Here is a 17,800-nt window from a genome sequence, read left to right on the forward strand (position 1 = left end):
GTCTACTTCTTCAGCAGCGTGTCCACGAGCGCCACGTACCGCTGCTTCGCGGCGTCCTTCGCCACGCCCTTGCGCTTCTCCCAGGCGTCGTACTTCGCACGGCCCTTGATATCGAGCATGCCAGGGCGCTTGCCCTGCACATCCCCGTCGGTGCCCTGCTTGTAGAGGGAGTACAGCTCCAGCAGCGTGTCGTTCGAGGGAGCCTTGGTCAGCGTCTTCACCCGGGTCTGGGCGGCGCTGAAGTCATCGTCGAGGGCCATGCGTTCTCCGGCAGGGTGCGCTCAAGACCTTAGGGCACCTCGCTCCCCCTGACACGCGCCACGTGTCCGCGCGCGTGCGAAAGGGCCCGGGGATGGAGCCCACCCGACACACCGTCGGGCGGGCCCCGCGTCACATCGTCGGCAGCCACAGGTGGCGGATGTCCTGCGGCAGGTGCGCGCTCACGTCCTCGGCCTCGCCTTCGCTGATCAGATGGCGGACGGAGTCCATCACCGCGCGCACCACCGGCTCCACCGCGTCCGGATGCAGGGCGAGGTCATCTCCCACCTGCCTGAGCAGCTCATCGCGCCCGAACTTCTCCGGACGGACCTCGGCATCGTGGCGCTCGCACCGGTGCAACAGCTCCGTGAGCTTGCGGGGAAGCTGCGCCTCCAGGTCGTGTGATTCCTCCGCGTGCAGCCGTTGCTCCAGCCCACAGAGGACGGAGACGGCCGCCTGCTGGGCGACGGCGGGCGACATGCCTCCCCGTTCGCACAGGTGGTCGATGAAGCGCGCATAGGTCTGACTTGCGCGCATGGCACTGCGCCGCGCACGCCGCTCCTCGATGGACGGCTCGCGGTGCTCCTCCGCACGCTCGTCATCCTGGGGTGCACCCGAGCGGCGCTGCGGGTCACGGTCTTCAGCCATGGGGTCCTCCCTGTCGGTCCCGGTGGGAAACAGGGTGCCCATGCCCACCCCGGAGGGCACGTCATCGCGGCCTGGTGGACCTTGCGCCGCCCGCCCGGCTGCTAGGCAGCCACGCGGCGGACGTAGGTGTCCCAGAGGGCGCCGAAGAAGAAGCTTCCGAAGCGGCCCAGCGCCTCCAGCCGGTGCAGCTCGTCGCGACCGTTGAGCACCTTCAGGGTGGTGAGCTGCCGGGCGAACTCCGTCGCGGTGAGGCGCAGGAAGCCCCGGCCGATGCAGGGCGCCGTGGCCCCGTCGCCCTTGTGCAGGGAGACCAGCAGCGTGGTGGTGTCCTTCCACAGGTCCAGGCCGGGATCGTCGTAGAGGTCCTTGTAGCCCTCCAGGTAGTACCGCTCGCCGGCCTCGGTGAGCAGGTTCAGCAGGTACTCCATCCGCTGGCCGCCCGGCCGGGCATGCTCGCGCGTCATCAGGCGCAGCTCGCCCTTCGTCACCACCAGCGGACGCGACGACAGCACGGGCGCCGTCACCGTGCCCATCAGCGTCAGGGGGTGGTGCTCATCGCGCAGCGTCACCTCCAGGTCCTCCGCCGTCACGGTGAGGACGAAGCGCAGGGGTGTGGCGTCGTCGCGCTCCGGGTTGCCGGCATCCAGGAACGGGGCGGCCACCGCGCCGGACACGAAGCCGTGCATCGTCTCCGTGAAGCGCACGCCCACGGGGCCGGGTACCGGGCGGGCGTCGCGCTCGGACAGCGGCGCGTAGTCGATGGTCCAGCCGTTGCGCCGGGCCATCAGGGCGCAGGCCCGCTCGGCGACCGCGGAGATGGTGAGCAGCGGGTTGATGCCCAGCGAGCGTGGCATCACCGAACCGTCGGACACGTACAGCCCCTCATGCACCGCGCGACCGGAAGCCCCGGAGAAGACGCGCCCCTCGTCGTCCACGACGCCTTCCTCGGCGCGCTCGGCCATCACGCAGCCACCCAGCGGGTGCGTGCAGAGCACCTCCTTGCCGAAGGCCTCCGTCCAGAGCGGGTAGCGCACGTAGGTCCCGCCCAGCGCGGCGGTGGCCCGGCGCAGGCGCTCCTCCACGCGGATCAACTGGGGTTCGCGCCCCGCGTCCGGCCAGTGCAGGCGCACGCGGTCGTGCTCCAGCCGCAGCTCGCCCTTCGCCTCGTCGTGGGACATCACCATCAGCGTCTGCGTGTTCTCCACCGCGCCGTGGTCCGGGCCGCGCACCAGGCTCTCGGCCTGACGGATGCGCTCCTGGACCCAGTCCAGGATGCCCTCGTCGGTGTCCTCGCCCACCAGCGCCGACGCGCCCGCGAGCGCCGCGGGCATCAGCGAGGCGAGCGCGCCGGGGATGGCGCCCTCCTCGATGATCATCCCCTCGTCCAGCCGCTCCGTGTCGCGCTGGTCGATGGCGCCCGTGATGCAGGGGCCCACCGGGTCGCGCTTCTCATGGTCCTGCTCGCCGTGGCCCACACCATGGACGGGCATGTCCAGGTTGTAGCCGAAGGCCAGCACGTCGCCGTTGCTGCTGAAGCGGTGGCCCAGCTTCGAGGACACGGACAGGCCCTGCTCGCGCGAGCGCAGCAGTACCTCCGCCGTGCCCATGGTGCCGGCCGCCAGGACGACCCGGTCGGCGGTGAGCCACGCGTCGGGCGCGTCGAAGCGCTCGCGGCCGGTGTGGTGGGGGCGGTAGTAGACGCGCCACTTCGCGCCGTCCGGCACCACCGCGCGCACCGACACCTCGGTGAAGATGCGGGCGCCGTGCGCGTGCGCGTCCGGCAGGTAGTTCATGAGGATGGTGTTCTTCGCGCCGGTGTTGCAGCCGGTGGAGCAGTCGCCGCACAGCGAGCACCCCGGCTGCCGCACGCCCGCGGCGTTGACGCCCGCCTCGAATGTCACGGCCAGGGGCGGCCGTATCAGCCGTCCGCCCAGCTTCTGCGCGGAGATGCCCAGCGTCTTGAGCTTCTGCAGCGGCGGATGGTCCTCCGGGTACGGCAGGGGCCGCAGCATCAGCTCCGCGTGCGCGAAGCCATCCTCCAGCAGGCCGTGCACGTCCGCGCGCAGGGCGGCGGGCCAGCGCGGATCCTCGAACACGCGCGGATCCGGCCGCATCGTCACGTTGGCGTTGATGAGCGACGTGCCGCCCAGGCCGCAGCCGTTGATGACGGACACATCCCCGTTGCGGTGCACCTCGATGAGGCCCGTGGGGCTGCCCACGTCCAGGTCGCCCTGGCCCGGCGCGCAGTGGAGCTGGAACTCGGCCAGGGCCTGCGCGGGCGTGCGAGGCATCTCGCCAGGGTGCATCTCCCGGCCGCGCTCCAGCACGCACACCTGCTGTCCCGCGCGAGCCAGGCGACTGGCGGAGATGCCGCCGCCATACCCCGACCCCACGACGACCACCGGGTAGTGCGAAGCCAGCTCGCTCAATGGGGATGACAACCTACGCATGCTCGCTCCTGACGGCCGGTCAGCCGCCCTCTTTCGAATGTCGTTTTTATTCCCGGGCGGGGCCGGACAAGACGGGGGCCGCATGCTGCGCGGTTCAAAGGCGCGGATCCACTCCTCGTCCGGCTTGTGCTCGCCCTGGTAGCACCAGGACAAGCCCCCTGCCGCCCGTCCGGGCAGCAGGCAGGCAACCCGACAGGTCAGGCCCCGCCGGACAGACGGCGAGCGCGCCCATCCTTGAGGAGAAATCGACTGGGACCGATGGCTAGAAGAACCGGCGCAGCACCCAGGCGCCCAGGCTGAGCAGCACGGACACGAGCAGCATGGACGCGATGGGGGCGAAGAAGCGCGTGTGGCCGCTCTCCACGCGGATGTCCCCCGGCAGCCGACCGAACCAGGAGAAGGCCCCGGCCCAGACGAGGAGCCCCACGACCACGAGCCCCAGGCCCAGCGCCACCAGCATCAATCCCATGGGCTTCATCCGGAACTCCCCTCTTCCAGCTCCGCCGCCTCACCGCCCGCCCGGCGGAAGGCGTTGACCAGCCGGTGCGCGTGGCGCGTCGTCTCCGGTTCACGGTAGCGCGGGCTCGCCTTGAGCACCCACTCCACAGCGGTCTCCAGGTCCATCCGGTGGCCGGGGGAGACGAACACGGGGCTGACGCCCTGGCGGGTGCGGACCGCCATGCCCACCACCTCGCCCTGGTGCGTGATGGGGGCAGTGGCCCCCCTGCGCTCCGCGAGCTTGCCGGGCGTGCCCACCAGGAGCGACTTGGCGCAGCCGATGGACGGCACGTCGAAGAGCAATCCCCCGTGACAGGCGATGCCCAGCCGGCGCGGGTGCGCGGTGCCCTGGCCGTCGAAGACGAGCACGTCGGGCCGGACCGTCAGCCGCGCCCAGACGGCCGCCAGCACCGGCAGCTCGCGGAACGACAGCAGCCCCGGGACGTACGGGAAGGACAGCGGCACCGCCGCCACGGACCGCGCGATGGGCGCAAGCGTCGCCGCGTCCAGCACCACCATGCCGCCATAGCCCGTGTCGTTGCCCTTCTCCGTGGAGATGTCCGCGCCCCCAAGCCGCGTGACCTTCAGCCCCGGAGGCGGCTGGAGGACGAGCTGTTCGCGCAGGCGCATCTGCAGCGCCACGGCCTCGCGGGGTGTCACGTTCCAGGTATGCGGTGCGGGGGGCGACTCCATGCGTTGGATTCCTCCTGGAGCCCAACACTGTGCACGGCCCCGCGAAGAGGCGATGACTGCCCGCCACGTGACACGGCCACGTCACGTGTGCAGGCGCCCGGCCGCGCGCCTGCCCCTTCGCGCTTCGCCAGACACCGCGGGGAGGCCGCGCCCCCCGACGGCTGGGGTTGTCAGGAAGGACGTGGCAGGGACGTCCCGGGCCAGGGTTCCCGGCCGGCCGCGCTTCCGCGGTCGTGGTCCGGGGCGCGCGCGCCAAGGAGGCAGCCATCATGACCACGCTCAACATCACCTTCGACGGACTGTCGGCCGACGTGCCGGTAGAGCTGGAGCGGGCCATCAGCGACACGGACGTGCGTCGCATCGCGGTGGAGCTGGTGCGCTCGGGCGGAGTGCCGGGCCTGCACCGCATCCACCTGGGTGAGGACGCGTTCCAGCACTACGTCGTGGACCGCTTCCGGGGTGCGCGAGGCGAGGAGCGCATCTACCTGCGTCCGAAGGTGCCCTTCGGGGCGTGCTGAGGGCCACCATGCGCATCGTCTTCTGCGGGGTGGGGGCCATCGGATCCACGGCGGCCCTGCTGTGTCGCAACCTGGATGCGACGCTGGTGTTCATCGACTTCGACCGGGTGGAGTCGAAGAACCTGCTGTCACAGGCGTACGTGAAGCCGTCCGTCGGGAAGAACAAGGCGGAGGCGCTGAAGCTCCAGCTCCACAACCTGCACGGCGTGAAGGCGGAGTCCTTCGGCGTGCGCCTCACGCGCGACAACGTGGAGGCGCTGTGCAAGGGCGCGGAGCTGTTGGTGGACGCCTTCGACAACCAGGACAGCCGTCAGTTGCTCAGCGACCACGCACGCAAGACGGGCACGCCGCTGGTGCACGGCGCGGTGTCCGCGGACGGGACGTTCGGGCTGGTGCGCTGGGACGAGCGCTTCGTCCCGGACGCCGAGGACACGCAGGGACAGGCCACCTGTGAAGGCGGCGAACATCTGCCCTTCCTGGGACTGCTGGCGGCCACGCTCGCCCGGACGGTGCAGGACTTCCGCGAGCACGGGGTGAAGCGGGATGCCTTCGTGAACCTGTCCGCCGTGACGCCGGTCGCGGCGGATTAGCGGGAGGGAGGGGGCAGCGAGCCTTCGCGCTCCTGGTCGAAGCGCACGAGCGCCTGGATGATGTCCTCCTGCGAGTCGGAGATCAGCAGGTGGCGCGCGTACTCGTGGCCCTGCGCCAGGTGCTCCAGCAGCGGGTACACCGGCCGCGTCTTCGTCCAGAACTCGCGGCCAAGGAAGAGCATCGGGCTGATGATGCCGACCGTGTTGTAGTGGTTCTGACAGGCGTCCTGGAAGATCTCCTGCACGGTGCCGGCGCTGCCCGGCGAGTAGACGACGCCACCCCGCGCGATGGTGAGCAGGCCCTCCTCGCGCACGCTGTTGGCGAAGTACTTGGCGATGCGCGTGGCGAACGGGTTGGGCGGTTCGTGGCCGTAGAGCCAGGTCGGAATGCCCAGGCTGTCGCCCAGGGCCCGGTCCTCATCACGCATCGGCCAGGCCGCGCGCACCTCGAAGGCCCGCGCCAACCATTCGCGGTCCTTGTAGGACGGGGCCTGGGACAACAGCGCGAGCGCCGCGTCCAGGTCGCCATCACTCCGCCCGGCGAACCACGCGCCCAGGTGCGTGGCCTCCATCGCGCCCGGACCACCTCCGCTCACCAGGAAGAAACCCCGGCGCGCCAGGGCACGGGCCAGCTCCGCCACGGAGCGGTAGTCCGGCGCACCCCGCAGCATGGAGTGCCCGCCCATGATGGCCACCACCCTGCGAGGCTTGCCTTCGTGCAGGAGCACCTCCTCCAGCGCATCGCTGACGGCGTGGTCGTGCAGCCGCTGCGCCAGGGTCTCCAGCAGGGACGGCGGGTTGGCGCCTCCGCGCGAGTTCCAGTGCGCGTAGATGCGGGCATCCGGCGTGTCCGCGTAGCTCTCCGGATGCGCGGGGTCGAAGCCCGCGTACAGTTCCTCCGGGGTGTAGAGGGTGCCCCGGTAGGGCGAATAGGGCAGACCCGAGAACGGCGGGAACACCATGGCGCCCTGTTCGACGACCCGCAGCAGGGTCTTCGCTTCCAGGTGACACCCCAGGAAGATGGTGCCCGTGAGGTCCGAGCGCAGCACCGCGTCGCTCCACGCCGTGAGGTCCAGGCCCTGGAGGATGACGTTGGCGAGGCTTCGGCCTCCTGCCAGGTGCTGCTCGAACGCCGTGAGGTCTTCCAGCTCCGTCATGTGCACGCCCCGCGAGGAAGGATGAAACCGCCGGGCGCATCTTCGGACCATTCGGGGCAGACTCCCACCCCCGCGCCGTCATGCCTGGACGTGCGGACGCGTCAGCACGGAGGGAGATGCACCCATGTCAGGCCCTTCGGGCTTCGAGTCCCTGCTGTCCCTGGCGCGTGGGCCGGCAGCCAGGGCCACCCTCGTCGTCACGGGCGCGGGTGTCAGCCTCGCCAGCGGCATCCCCACGTTTCGGGGGACGGATCCCGGCGCGGTCTGGGCGAACGAGGTGCTGGAGAAGGGCACGCGGGCCTTCTTCCAGAAGGCCTCTCATGAGTCATGGTGGATGTACCTCCAGCGCTTCGAATGGGCGCGCGCGGCAAGACCAAACGCGGCGCATCTCGCCCTCGCCGACTGGGAGCGCTGGCTGGAAGCCAGGGGCCGCGAGTTCACCCTCGTCACCCAGAATGTCGACACGCTCCACGAGCAGGCGGGAAGCCGTGCCCTCATCAAGGTGCATGGAAGTCTGGAGCAGGCCCGGTGCACGAACCGGGGCTGCCGTCACAGCCCGCCACGCGGAACGCTGCCGCTCTCGAGCGTGGACTCGGGCCGTTCCACGCGAGTCCCAGTCCGGAGACCGTGCCCCGCTGTACCCGCCGTCGCAGCCGGCTTCGGCCCCACGTCTTCTGGTTCGACGCGCTCTACACAGAGCACGAGGGATAGCGGAGGTGTTGTTTCCCCCTTTGGTGCAGGCGTTGAAGGAGACGCCCACGGGATGAGCCCAACGGACCGATTCCTTCTGTTCCTCGACCTGGATGAGACTTCGCCAAAGCAAGTGCCATCCGCAGGAGCGGGATGCATCCTGGCGCTGAAAAGCCAAGTGCATTATCCACTAAATTTCGACCTCTGAGTAAGCCAGCCTCGATCTACAGAGCGAACAGCCGACATTCATCGCGTCTGACCTGCGTCGCATAGAATTTGGTGACATCAGGAAAACTGATTCCACACTCTATCGCCTAGCCATCCTCAAGAGCCCCCAGACAACCAACCCCTCACAGACGAGTTCCGCCCCAGTGCCTACGACATCAAATACTTGGTCCCTACTTGACACCGCACGAACCAAAGGAATCTCAATCCACACGCTAGAAGCAATCACTGGACCACTAGCGTCGCTTCTCGCACTGAAATGGGCAGACGCCCATGACACAAAAATAGAGGCCGCAGCGTCCGCCAACAAGGAGAATCTACAAATCATTCTTTCCCCTAGCCTCCGTTGGGCTACATGGCGGAAAAATCCTCGTCCGCTCAACGATAGCGAGGCGACTACGCTGTGGTCAGGAATCCGTACAGCCATTGGGCTCACGGGAGCGCCTAACGAGCCATATCGCACGATGCGGCTTCCCGATGACTCAGTCCTTACCGTAATGCTCGCTTGGACCGATGCATTTCCCCTAGACACGACTACCTCGTGCCAGAAGGCAGGCGAAGCACTCACGGAAATAATAAACATTACATTTGAATCCATGCGATTCGGCGGCGAACTCACCACACCACAAGTCGCCAGCCGCCTAATGGTAGCTCTCGCGGAGCCGCGTCCGGGCGACTGCATCTATGATCCTTGTTTCGGCACTGGAGGTCTGCTGGTTAACGCTGCCGAGGCACTTCAGGCTAGGAGACTCAAATCAGAGCCAGGACCTCAAGGCCGGGATGAGCGGATGCCTATATTTGGCTTAGAGCGCCAACCAGAGCTATCTCTCATTGCCTTTGTTCGGCTCCTGCTCGCTGGTGTTCGTCCCTTACTCGTATTCGGCGATGCGCTCACGCGCGAGACGGCTCATCGTCAGCAAAATCAAATTTTTGATTGTGTCCTCGCAGATCCACCGTGGGGCGCGAAGGTCGAGGGGCCTCACGTCTTTGAATTCCCAATAAAAGGGCGCACTAGCGAAAACCTATTCGTGCAGCACGCAGTCAGCTATCTTCGCAATGGGGGACGCGCCGTGCTGTCTCTGCCTCCGGCGCTGCTAGAACGTGGGGGCCACGACCAAGAGTTAAGAGATTGGCTTCTTACAAACTACCGAGTTGAAGCAGTCGTTCGCTTTCCGGCTAGGGCCTTTCGTGGGGTCCGTAGTGTGCCTCCAGCACTAGTGTTAGTTCGGAGGCTTCCTCCTACGAATATCGTACGCTTCCTTGACCTTGCTCTTTTGCCAGTCACAGATGAGGATTGCAACGCACTCGTCCAAAAGCTTCTGTCTGGCGGCGACGTCTCACCTCACACCGTGAGGATCGTACCCGTCTCAGAGCTGCTTAAGACAGGCGCACAACTCATTGTCCCGGTGGAACTAGAAATATCCGAAAACAACGCCCTTAATGGATTATCAAAAAAGGTCGAGCTATTACCCCTTGAGAACGTGGCCAACCTAGTCTCAGGCATTTCCGTAAGAAGCGAAGATGTAACAAGCCATCCTGTCGACGGCGCCCTTCCGCTGCTCCGAATCAGCGATCTATCAGAGGGCACGGTACGAATCGGCGAGCGCTACTGGAACCCGTCAAGATCGATTCGGCCTCTGCTGCCAGATCAGCACATACGACGGGGAGACGTTCTAATTTCCATTAACGGCACAATCGGCAAAGTCCAATACGTCCGCGCGGTTTTCGCATCATCAAGTCAAGTACTTTCAAGCCCAGAAGGACTAGTCGGAATTGCACAAAAAGGTTTGGTAATCCTCCGCCCCAGGAACGCTTCGCTTGATGCTCGCTTTCTGGCGGCGATGCTCGCAAGCGACACGCTTCAAGCATTGATGCGCAGACTATCGAGAGGGGTAGTCATTGCACATCTACCAATTAACATACTCCGCAAGATCAGAATACCTATTCCACCCACACCAATACAAGAGCGAGTGCTCAGGAGACTAGAGGCTCAACCTGGAGATGCGCTAGAGGCACTAATCCTCGTCTTAGCAGACAACACTGAGGATCCATTGCTACATCTCTTCCGAAACAGCCCGGCCCTATCGCGCCTCACCGGAGACGCTGTCCCTGAAACCTCCGAACTTCAAAATCTCACCTTTGAGGCATTGAACGAATTCCGTCAATTCCGAAACAAAATCACAGCACCGAGAGATAATTCCAAACCCCTTCCCAACACAAACCCGACCGATGACATAACACATCTAATGATACTCTTGGGGGCAATCCCAATCCACACGTTGCGCCAAGGTGGCGAAGCTTTTTTTGAAGCCGCCAGCGCCATGCGAGCAATCGCTACAACAGCAGAGCCGATAGCAAAACGAATCCCCAGCACACTAGGGCGTTACGTCACTCGCCTGATTGAGTGGCTGGCACGATGGGAAGAGGCGGCACGGGCAGACCTACTAACACAGGTTCAACTCACTACCGAGCATGATGGTCTCGACTTTCGCCGCGACGCCAAAGGAGTGCCCCACACAAAGATCCGCGTAACCCTGCGGGGAACTATTCCACTGCGAAATTTCATCGCAAGAGTACCTGATCTCCTAAAGGGAGCGATATACATAGGAGAAATACAACCAGACAAGCCTTTCGACATCGACCTGGAAATACCTGACAATCTTCAGTGGCAAGGACACGAATCCGGTGGAGGCTTCCGCCGGCCCCTGTATTGGTCTGCCGAAGGACCAGACGGCGGCGCACTGTCAGGCGAATCAGAAGCTCAGATCTGGTTTACGTGGACAGACTGGGGAGGAACCGGTCCATTCGAACCAGCACCAGACACCGAGCTCGCGCCCAAAACCTCAAAATGGCTAGAATACGAAAACAGCCCATACGTCGCAGGCGACGTCGTTGACGACCCAGGCATGTTCTTCGGACGCAAATCACTACTCACAGATATACAAACACACATCAACGGCGGAACAAAAGTCATTCTCCTGGAAGGCAATCGGCGCACAGGAAAAACATCCATCCTGCGTCAAATCCAGAAAACAGACAGCCCACCCAATAAGCAACAATGGCTCATGGTTGAATCTAGCCTCCAAGGAACAGTGGGCGACAAATCAAGGAGCGGTATTTCAACCAGGGAAATCTTTCGCATGCTAATTCGAGACATCGGATTCGCCTGCGCCAGAGCAGGATTTCCGGTCGAACTCCCCCAAATGCCCCCATCGGCAGACATCGGCACCTTTCGCTTCAACTTCGCAAAGGCACTAAACAACTACATCGCCGGCATCGATCCGTATGAGGCATTGCAGATTTTTATCGACACAACAATAACTGCTATCGCCCCTCGGCGACTTCTATTGATGCTCGACGAGTTCGACAAGCTCCAAGTCGGCATCGACAATGGAGTCACCAGTCCCCAAGTACCGGAAAACATTCGCAATCTACTTCAGACGCGCCCCAGCATTGCCGCCATCATCGCCGGCTCCCGTCGACTCAAGCGCCTTCGCGAGGACTACTGGTCCGCACTTTTCGGAATCGGACATCGAATTGGCGTCGACCCGCTAACAGCGACAGAAGTCGCCGAACTAATAACACGCCCCGTGAAGGGACGTCTTGAGTTCACAACAGACACTCTCCAGCTAATCGCTCAGCTCACCGCTCGCCAGCCATACTTAGTTCAATCACTCTGCGCCCATATTTTTGAGCTCGCCAAGCGGCACTCTTGGAGAATAATCCGAGTGCCAGAAGTTAATGAAGCTGCCGCACAGCTGGTCCATGACAATGAGCATTTCCATGTACTGTGGACCTACGCAGAGAGCGAACGAAGAAGGTATATCCTATGGCTTTGTCATCGACTCACAGATGAGCCCCATCGCGTAAATGCAGCCCTACTAACCCAACGGCTCGAAGAAGCTGGCCTGATCATTCCTGTGGACATGGTGGATGACGATCTCAAATTCCTCATCGAACTCGAGATACTTGCACTAAACAACACGACACTAGGCCCTCAGTATGAAGTTGCCGTCCCCCTAATGCGGCGATGGATGAACAAAAACGTAGATGCCGAGGCACAACGTCGTCGCGCCATTCAAGAGGCGCAGAGAAGAGCATCGTAATGAAGAACATCATCGGAAGAGATTCTATTCTCAAACAAATCGACAACCTGCACGATCGAAATCAACACATCTCAATCGTCGGTGCTCGTTCAATGGGGAAGACAACCCTACTTCAGCAGGTCGTCCGCAAGCACGTAGCAGGCTCTGCGCTGTTCATGGGCGCAGGAATAGTCGATCTGAGACATAATCCGCCCACCAGCACCCACGCAGTTCTTCGTCGAATGGGAGAAGTTCTTCGAGATATCTTTACCACAACCACCGCAGGCGCATTGTCTTTCTTGGCAAACGAATTCAACCCAGACTCACCGGAAGAAGAGCTCTACGACCAGCTAAAGCTTACTCTCGATTTGGTGGACGAGGCGGGAAAGCGCATACTGATTGTGCTTGATGGCTGCGACACTGTCCTTCAAAACCCATCAATCCCAGTCGATCTCTGGAACAGCATACGAGCACTGGCGCAACGAAATTCGCTTCGCCTCATGACAGGCACCCGAGATCGTCTTGTCCAGCTCTGCTACAATCCCGAAGCACGCGATTCGCCATTCTTTAATATTTTCTACACCACACCTCTTCAAGTTGGACCGTTCGCCGAGCCAGACTGGGAGGACATGTCATCAAAATACAGAGAGAATTTTGAATCACCCGCTGTCCGGGAAATTGTCAATTGGACTGGGGGGCATCCGGCACTTGTTTCGCTACTCCTGGATCGAGTATCAGAGTATGCGCTAGAGAAAGTGAAGAAGGAAAATGTAGACCAAGCGGCACTCAGCCTTATCTCAGGACAAAGCATGGTGCTCGAAACCCTGTGGCGGGATGGAGGAGATGAGAACCGCGGGGACATTGTCCAACTCGCGCGCGGTAGCCTTTTGGTCTCAGATCTACCGCCAGACCGCCTCAAGTTTCTGTTGGCACGTGGCATTGCGCTACAGTCGGGCAACAAGGTCAAACTTGCAAACCGCTTTGTCGAGCATCTAGCCACTGCAAGACAGCTCGATGTGAGCAGCGTACGACAGCTTTTCGAGAAACCAACTGACTACGAATCCAACATCCGCCCCTTACTTGAACTCCGCCTTGGGCAGATTGGTGGCGATCCTACTCTTCGTCGTCTTGTAAAGAGAGCTGTTCAGGATGTGGCTTCCGATCCTGCCGGGTGTCTCGGCAACGCGCGTGACGTCGTTGAGCGAACATTATCGATCATTTGGAATTTCGAAGCTCCAGACGGCTATATTCCGGAGGCTTGGATTCAAGAATGGAAATCCAAGGGAATCAGCAGTCTCATTGATCGCATTCCCGCCAATCGCAAACTTCCTGCTCCCGACAGGCGGGGGGAGCACTGCGCTATCCTGAGAGTGGCCACAGGGACAGACAAAATCCAGCAACAGACTCAGGGTTTGTCGAAGCCCACATTCCTTATCATTGACTTCATCGCAGGGCTGGGGAACGCAAGAAACCATCAAAACAATTCAAGGCTCTCGGTCGGTCTTTCCGTATCCTTCTGTTTTGCCTGCATTGAATTGATATCGGCCCTCAATCACGAGCTGACGTAATAGTTCAGCCTCTCGCCCACGAAGCGGGCCTCATTCTAAAAAATCGAAGACGTGAGAATCCATCTAGTACTGACTCAAGCCGATCTGCTTCGAACCATGAGGAAGACTGACCTGTGCGTCACTGTGCTAATTGTCATGAGCGGAGGTACTGCTCCCCGACTGACGCAGGGGTTGAAGGAGACATCCACGGGATGAACCTGACCGACCGAATCCTCCTGATCCTCGACCTGGATGAGACCCTGGTCCACGTGAGCGAGGAGCCCCTGGGCCGCAAGGCGGACTTCCGGTTCCAGGGCTTCTTCGGCCACGTGCGCCCGCATCTGGAGCCCTTCCTCACGGAATGCGCCTCCCGGTTCCAGCTCGCGATCTGGTCCTCCGGGACGGATGACTACGTGACGGAGATCGTGAAGCGCATCCTCCCGCCAGCCATCCCCCTGGCGTTCGTCTGGGGAAGGAGCCGCTGCACGTTCGCGGTCGACAAGACCCGGGTGATGAACGACGGCCACCTCGACCCGGACTCCCACTACGGCTACGTCAAGAAGCTGCACAAGTTGAAGCGGCGGGGCTACCGGCTGGAGCGCGTCCTGATTGTCGACGACACACCCGCCAAGTGCGTCCACAACCACGGCAATGCCATCTATGTGCGCGAGTACGACGGGCAGAAGCACGACACCGAACTGCTCGACCTGTCCCGGTATCTGGCGACGCTCGCGGAGGCCGACAACGTGAGGCGCATCGAGAAGCGCGACTGGAGGAGCCAGCTCCTGCCTCCCGGAGCTCCCCCGGCTCCCTAGGGTGCAGGGGCGGGCGGGCCCTGGACGCCCAGCATCCGCAGCGACAGCTCCACGTGCAGGTCCGCCAGCATGTCGACGTCGAGCGCCGGGGTGGGCTCGTACCAGTACGGCAGCCGCAGCCCCAGCGTGGAGATCGCCGCCGCCGTCACCCCCGCGTGCGGCACCGAGAACACCCCCTGCGCCCTGCCCCGCTCGATGACCGCGTGCAACAGGGCCGCGGACTGTTCCCGCACGGCCAGGGCCGGCGCCGCCAGCTCCGGGGGCAGCACGTGGATCTCCTCGTTCACCACCACCGCGAGCTGGGGATGGTTCGCGTGCAGCAGCGTGTGGGCCCGGACCAGCGCCCTCAGTTGTTCAATGGGCTCCGAACCCGCGCCAAGCAGCGCCGTGCGCAGCCCCTCGTGGTGCGCCTCGTGGCCCATGAGCACCAGCTCCGCCAGCACGTGCTCCTTGGAGGCAAAGTGCGCGTAGAGCGCGCTGGGCCGCAGCTCCAGCGCCGTCGCCAGGTCCCGGATGGACGCGCCGTGGAAACCCCGGCTCGCGAAGAGCTGGAGCGCCGCTTCCAGGATGCGACGACGCGTCCCGTCAGGGACCGCCGAGGTCGGAAGGACCGCCTTGCGTGCACGCAGCCGGGACGTAGGAGGAGGAGGAACGGACATGGGTGGCCTTGCGAAACGAACGTTCGTTCAGATAGCCTTCAACGACATCAACGACCGTGAAGTCTAACGCACCTCTGAACAGTCGTTCATCCCGATGTGGCCTGCCCCCAGGATGAAGAGGCCCTGCCGATGCCCACGTTTCGCACCCAGGAAGGCGTGACCCTCCACTTCGAGGAGTCTGGCGAGGGCGCGCCGGTGCTCCTGCTGCACGGGCTGGGGTCCTCGGGGAGCGACTGGGAGGGTGTGGCGCCTCGGCTCTCCGCGCACCACCGCCTCCTCATTCCGGACGCCCGGGGCCACGGCCGCAGTGACAAGCCGGCGGGGGCCTACGGCGTGGCGCTCTTCGCGCGCGACATCGCCGCGCTGTGTGACGGGCTGGGCCTGTCGTCGGTGCACATCGTGGGGCTGTCCATGGGCGGGATGATGGGCTTCCAGCTCGCGGTGGACCGGCCGGACCTGGTGCGCAGCCTGGTGGTCATCAACAGCGGGCCGGACATGGTCCCCCGCACCCTGCGCCAGCGGTTCGCGTACCTGACGCGCCTCCTGGCGCTGCGCGCGCTGGGGCCCCAGGGGTTGGCGAAGATCGTGGCGAAGAAGCTGTTTCCCAAGCCGGAGCAGGAGTCCCTGCGGCGACAGGCGGTGGAGCGACTGGGCTCCAACGCACCGGACGTCTACCTGCGCGCGACGAAGGGGCTGCTCGGGTGGAGCGTCCTCGCGCGGCTGAAGGACGTGGCCTGCCCCGTGTTGGTGCTGCACTCCGAACGGGACTACACGCCCCAGGCGCAGAAGCAGGCCTACGTGGACCTGCTCGCGAAGGCCCGGCTCCAGGTGCTGACGGACTCCGGCCATGCCGCGCCGGTGGACCAACCCGGACAGGTCGTCGAGGCGGTGGAGGGCTTCCTCCGGGAAGTCGAAGGCCCCTCGCGCGACGCGCTCCACACGGGCTGAGTCCCCGCCCCGAGCGCCGACGCATCCGCAACTTCCCGAGGCCGCATTCCGCGGCCTCGTTGAAGCAGGAGGCAGTCAGATGTCGGTGACTCGGAATGTCGGCGCCCTTTGCCGGGCGGTCGTGGGGTTGTGCGCGCTGTTCGGAATGCTGGGTGCCAGTCAGGCCCAGGCGGGCTCGTGGGTCCATGGCATCTACAGCGGCAACGGGGGAACCCGGAGCTACCAGCTCTGGGTTCCCACGGGCTACCAGCCCGGGGAGCGGCTCCCGCTGGTCGTCGGGCTCCATGGCTGTCTCCAGAATCCCGACCAGTTCGCCGGCCTGTCACGGCTGAATGAGAAGGCGGACCAGGAGAAGTTCCTGGTGCTCTATCCCAACCAGGCCATGCTCGCCAATGGCACCCAGTGCTGGAACTTCATGTTCTCCATCAACCAGGAGCGGGGCGGCCTGGAGCCGTCAGTGATTGTCGGCATGGTGGATTGGGTGAAGGGCCACTACACGGTGGATGAGCGCCGTGTCTACGTGGGAGGCGTCTCCGCTGGCGCGGTGATGTCGACCATCCTGCTGGCCTGCTACTCGGATGTGTTCACCGCCGGCATGGTGGGCGCGGGCGCGATGTACAAGGCAGCCACCACGGCCTCCGGCAGCCTCTTCGCCATGAAGTTTGGCAGCATCTATTCGCCGGACGACCGGGGGTATGACGCCTGGGCCTGCTCCGGCAAGCCGCGCCGGAAGGTGCCGGTGCTCGTCGTCCACGGCACGGCCGACGATGTCGTCAGTCCCATCAATGGCACGCAGACCGTGCGCCAGTTCCTCCAGACGAACGACTACGGGGATGACGGCGCGAACAACAACAGCGTGTCGAACTCGCCCGCCCAGACCTATTCCGCCACCTCGCCGGGAGGCCGTAGGTACACGGTGAGGAACTACGTCACCGGCGGCGTGCTCCTGGTCCAGCAGTATGAGATTGAAGGCATGGGCCACGCGTGGCCGGGCGGCAACCCCGCCTATCCGTTCGCGGACCCCGCCGGGCCCGACGGCACCGCCATCATGTGGGACTTCTTCAAGCAGCACTCGCGCTAAAGCCCCGGACCGCGAGTCCGCCCCACCGTGCACCCACGGTGGGGCGGATGCGCTTCGCTCACTCCAGCGCCGAGGGGAACGTCGGCAGGGATTGGAAGTCCTCCGGAGCATGCTGCACGATGAAGTGTCCGTGCGAGTCCTTCAGCAAGGCCTCCACGCGGGTGATGGAGGCAAGGGTGTCCTCGCGGCTGGTGTTGAACGCGGGCACTCCATGTCGCGCCCAGTTCTCACGCGTGTGACAGAGGTCTCCCGAGAGCACCCGGGTCCCCGCCTTCCGGAGCCGCAGCACCAGGGACTGGTGTCCGGGCGTATGGCCCGGCGTGGAGACGATGCGCACGCTGCCATCGCCAAAGACATCGAAGTCCCCCTCCAGCCACTGGACCTTCGCTTCACGCCAGGAGGAGAAGGCTCCCGGGTCCACGCCCAGGGGTGTCGGCGTCTGGGTCGCCCAGTCGAACTCACGCCGTTGCACCAGCCACGTCGATGCCGTGAACGCATTGGCATTGCCGGCATGGTCGGCATGCAGGTGGGAGAAGCCCACGTAGCGCACGTCCGCGGGGGTCAGTCCCAGCCGGGTGAGCTGCGCGCCCAAGGATGTCTCCAGCCGCAAGCGATTGCCCACGGGGTCCTCCGCGCCGCCCGCCTGTCGGGCCAGGGCATCGCTCAGCCCCGTGTCCCACAGGAGCGTGCCGCGAGGGTGCTGGATGAGGAAGCAGGGAACGACCAGCTCGCCGGGACGCCCTCCCGGTGGACTGCGGTCCGCGAAGAACCCCATGTCCTTCACGTCGATGTGGCCACAGTCCAGCGCGTAGAGGCGGACGGAGGGGAGGCTTGCGGCCCCCGGTGCTTCGGGTGCCACCGGAGAACGGTTCGCGCATGCGCCCGTGAACATCCCGAGCAGGAGCGCGACGAGTCGGATGGAAGGGATTCGGGGCATG

At 64.2% G+C, this 17,800-nt stretch carries 16 protein-coding genes and 1 pseudogene; 9 read left to right on the top strand and 8 right to left on the bottom strand.

Going from position 1 to position 17,800, the window contains the following annotated elements; translation table 11 throughout:
- Window positions 1–2 precede the first annotated feature (2 nt).
- The 5 genes from OV208_RS21170 to nfi form a co-directional block, all read right to left on the bottom strand.
- On the bottom strand, window positions 3–260 hold the full coding sequence (locus tag OV208_RS21170) for an acyl-CoA-binding protein (protein WP_267575688.1): 258 nt from the start codon (window positions 258–260) through the stop codon (window positions 3–5).
- Window positions 261–390: 130 nt separating this feature from the next.
- Complete coding sequence (locus OV208_RS21175) at window positions 391–906, bottom strand: DUF2267 domain-containing protein (RefSeq protein WP_120539356.1); 516 nt, start codon at window positions 904–906, stop codon at window positions 391–393.
- A gap of 101 nt (window positions 907–1,007) precedes the next feature.
- Complete coding sequence (locus OV208_RS21180; protein WP_267575689.1) at window positions 1,008–3,356, bottom strand: GMC family oxidoreductase N-terminal domain-containing protein; 2,349 nt, start codon at window positions 3,354–3,356, stop codon at window positions 1,008–1,010.
- 262 nt (window positions 3,357–3,618) lie between these two features.
- Entirely contained in the window at window positions 3,619–3,834 is a 216-nt protein-coding gene (locus tag OV208_RS21185; protein ID WP_267575690.1) for a DUF2905 domain-containing protein, read from the bottom strand.
- Complete coding sequence (gene nfi / locus OV208_RS21190; RefSeq protein WP_267575691.1) at window positions 3,831–4,547, bottom strand: deoxyribonuclease V; 717 nt, start codon at window positions 4,545–4,547, stop codon at window positions 3,831–3,833. Before nfi ends, OV208_RS21185 begins: the two co-directional genes overlap by 4 nt.
- Before the next feature lie 269 nt (window positions 4,548–4,816).
- Between nfi and OV208_RS21195 the strand changes: the two genes are divergently transcribed.
- The gene (locus OV208_RS21195; protein WP_120539339.1) at window positions 4,817–5,065 is read left to right on the top strand and encodes a hypothetical protein; all 249 of its coding nucleotides are present in this window, start codon (window positions 4,817–4,819) and stop codon (window positions 5,063–5,065) included.
- A gap of 8 nt (window positions 5,066–5,073) precedes the next feature.
- A complete protein-coding gene (locus OV208_RS21200; RefSeq protein WP_267575692.1) occupies window positions 5,074–5,655 on the top strand; it encodes a HesA/MoeB/ThiF family protein in 582 nt (193 codons plus the stop codon).
- Here OV208_RS21200 and OV208_RS21205 read toward each other — a convergent pair.
- Entirely contained in the window at window positions 5,652–6,812 is a 1,161-nt protein-coding gene (locus OV208_RS21205) for an LOG family protein (protein ID WP_267575693.1), read from the bottom strand. The genes OV208_RS21200 and OV208_RS21205 overlap by 4 nt on opposite strands.
- Before the next feature lie 124 nt (window positions 6,813–6,936).
- Between OV208_RS21205 and OV208_RS41375 the strand changes: the two genes are divergently transcribed.
- The 5 genes and pseudogenes from OV208_RS41375 (at window position 6,937) to OV208_RS21220 (ending at window position 14,174) form a co-directional block, all read left to right on the top strand.
- Window positions 6,937–7,710 carry an SIR2 family NAD-dependent protein deacylase gene (locus OV208_RS41375; RefSeq protein WP_420715038.1) on the top strand — a complete coding sequence of 258 codons (774 nt, stop codon included), beginning with the start codon at window positions 6,937–6,939 and terminating at the stop codon, window positions 7,708–7,710.
- Window positions 7,711–8,323: 613 nt separating this feature from the next.
- Window positions 8,324–8,947, top strand: a pseudogene (locus tag OV208_RS41380) (HsdM family class I SAM-dependent methyltransferase); the annotation flags it as partial.
- Window positions 8,948–9,076: 129 nt separating this feature from the next.
- On the top strand, window positions 9,077–11,833 hold the full coding sequence (locus tag OV208_RS21210; protein ID WP_267575694.1) for a restriction endonuclease subunit S: 2,757 nt from the start codon (window positions 9,077–9,079) through the stop codon (window positions 11,831–11,833).
- Window positions 11,833–13,380: an AAA family ATPase gene (locus tag OV208_RS21215; RefSeq protein ID WP_267575695.1), complete on the top strand. Its 1,548-nt coding sequence runs from the start codon at window positions 11,833–11,835 to the stop codon at window positions 13,378–13,380. The genes OV208_RS21210 and OV208_RS21215 overlap by 1 nt, the downstream gene beginning before the upstream one ends.
- A 191-nt stretch (window positions 13,381–13,571) precedes the next feature.
- Window positions 13,572–14,174 carry an NIF family HAD-type phosphatase gene (locus OV208_RS21220; protein ID WP_267575696.1) on the top strand — a complete coding sequence of 201 codons (603 nt, stop codon included), beginning with the start codon at window positions 13,572–13,574 and terminating at the stop codon, window positions 14,172–14,174.
- Here the strand turns inward: OV208_RS21220 and OV208_RS21225 are convergent.
- The gene (locus tag OV208_RS21225) at window positions 14,171–14,833 is read right to left on the bottom strand and encodes a TetR/AcrR family transcriptional regulator (RefSeq protein WP_267575697.1); all 663 of its coding nucleotides are present in this window, start codon (window positions 14,831–14,833) and stop codon (window positions 14,171–14,173) included. The genes OV208_RS21220 and OV208_RS21225 overlap by 4 nt on opposite strands.
- A 129-nt stretch (window positions 14,834–14,962) precedes the next feature.
- Here OV208_RS21225 and OV208_RS21230 point away from each other — a divergent pair, with 129 nt between their 5' ends.
- Entirely contained in the window at window positions 14,963–15,781 is an 819-nt protein-coding gene (locus OV208_RS21230; protein ID WP_267575698.1) for an alpha/beta fold hydrolase, read from the top strand.
- Between the two features lie 79 nt (window positions 15,782–15,860).
- Window positions 15,861–16,862 carry an alpha/beta hydrolase family esterase gene (locus tag OV208_RS21235; RefSeq protein ID WP_267575699.1) on the top strand — a complete coding sequence of 334 codons (1,002 nt, stop codon included), beginning with the start codon at window positions 15,861–15,863 and terminating at the stop codon, window positions 16,860–16,862.
- A 58-nt stretch (window positions 16,863–16,920) separates the two neighbouring features.
- On the opposite strand, the gene OV208_RS21240 is transcribed toward OV208_RS21235, so the two are convergent.
- Window positions 16,921–17,799 carry an N-acyl homoserine lactonase family protein gene (locus OV208_RS21240; protein WP_267575700.1) on the bottom strand — a complete coding sequence of 293 codons (879 nt, stop codon included), beginning with the start codon at window positions 17,797–17,799 and terminating at the stop codon, window positions 16,921–16,923.
- Window position 17,800: the final 1 nt, after the last annotated feature.

The sequence above is a fragment of the Corallococcus sp. bb12-1 genome (assembly GCF_026626765.1).
Taxonomy (GTDB): domain Bacteria; phylum Myxococcota; class Myxococcia; order Myxococcales; family Myxococcaceae; genus Corallococcus; species Corallococcus terminator.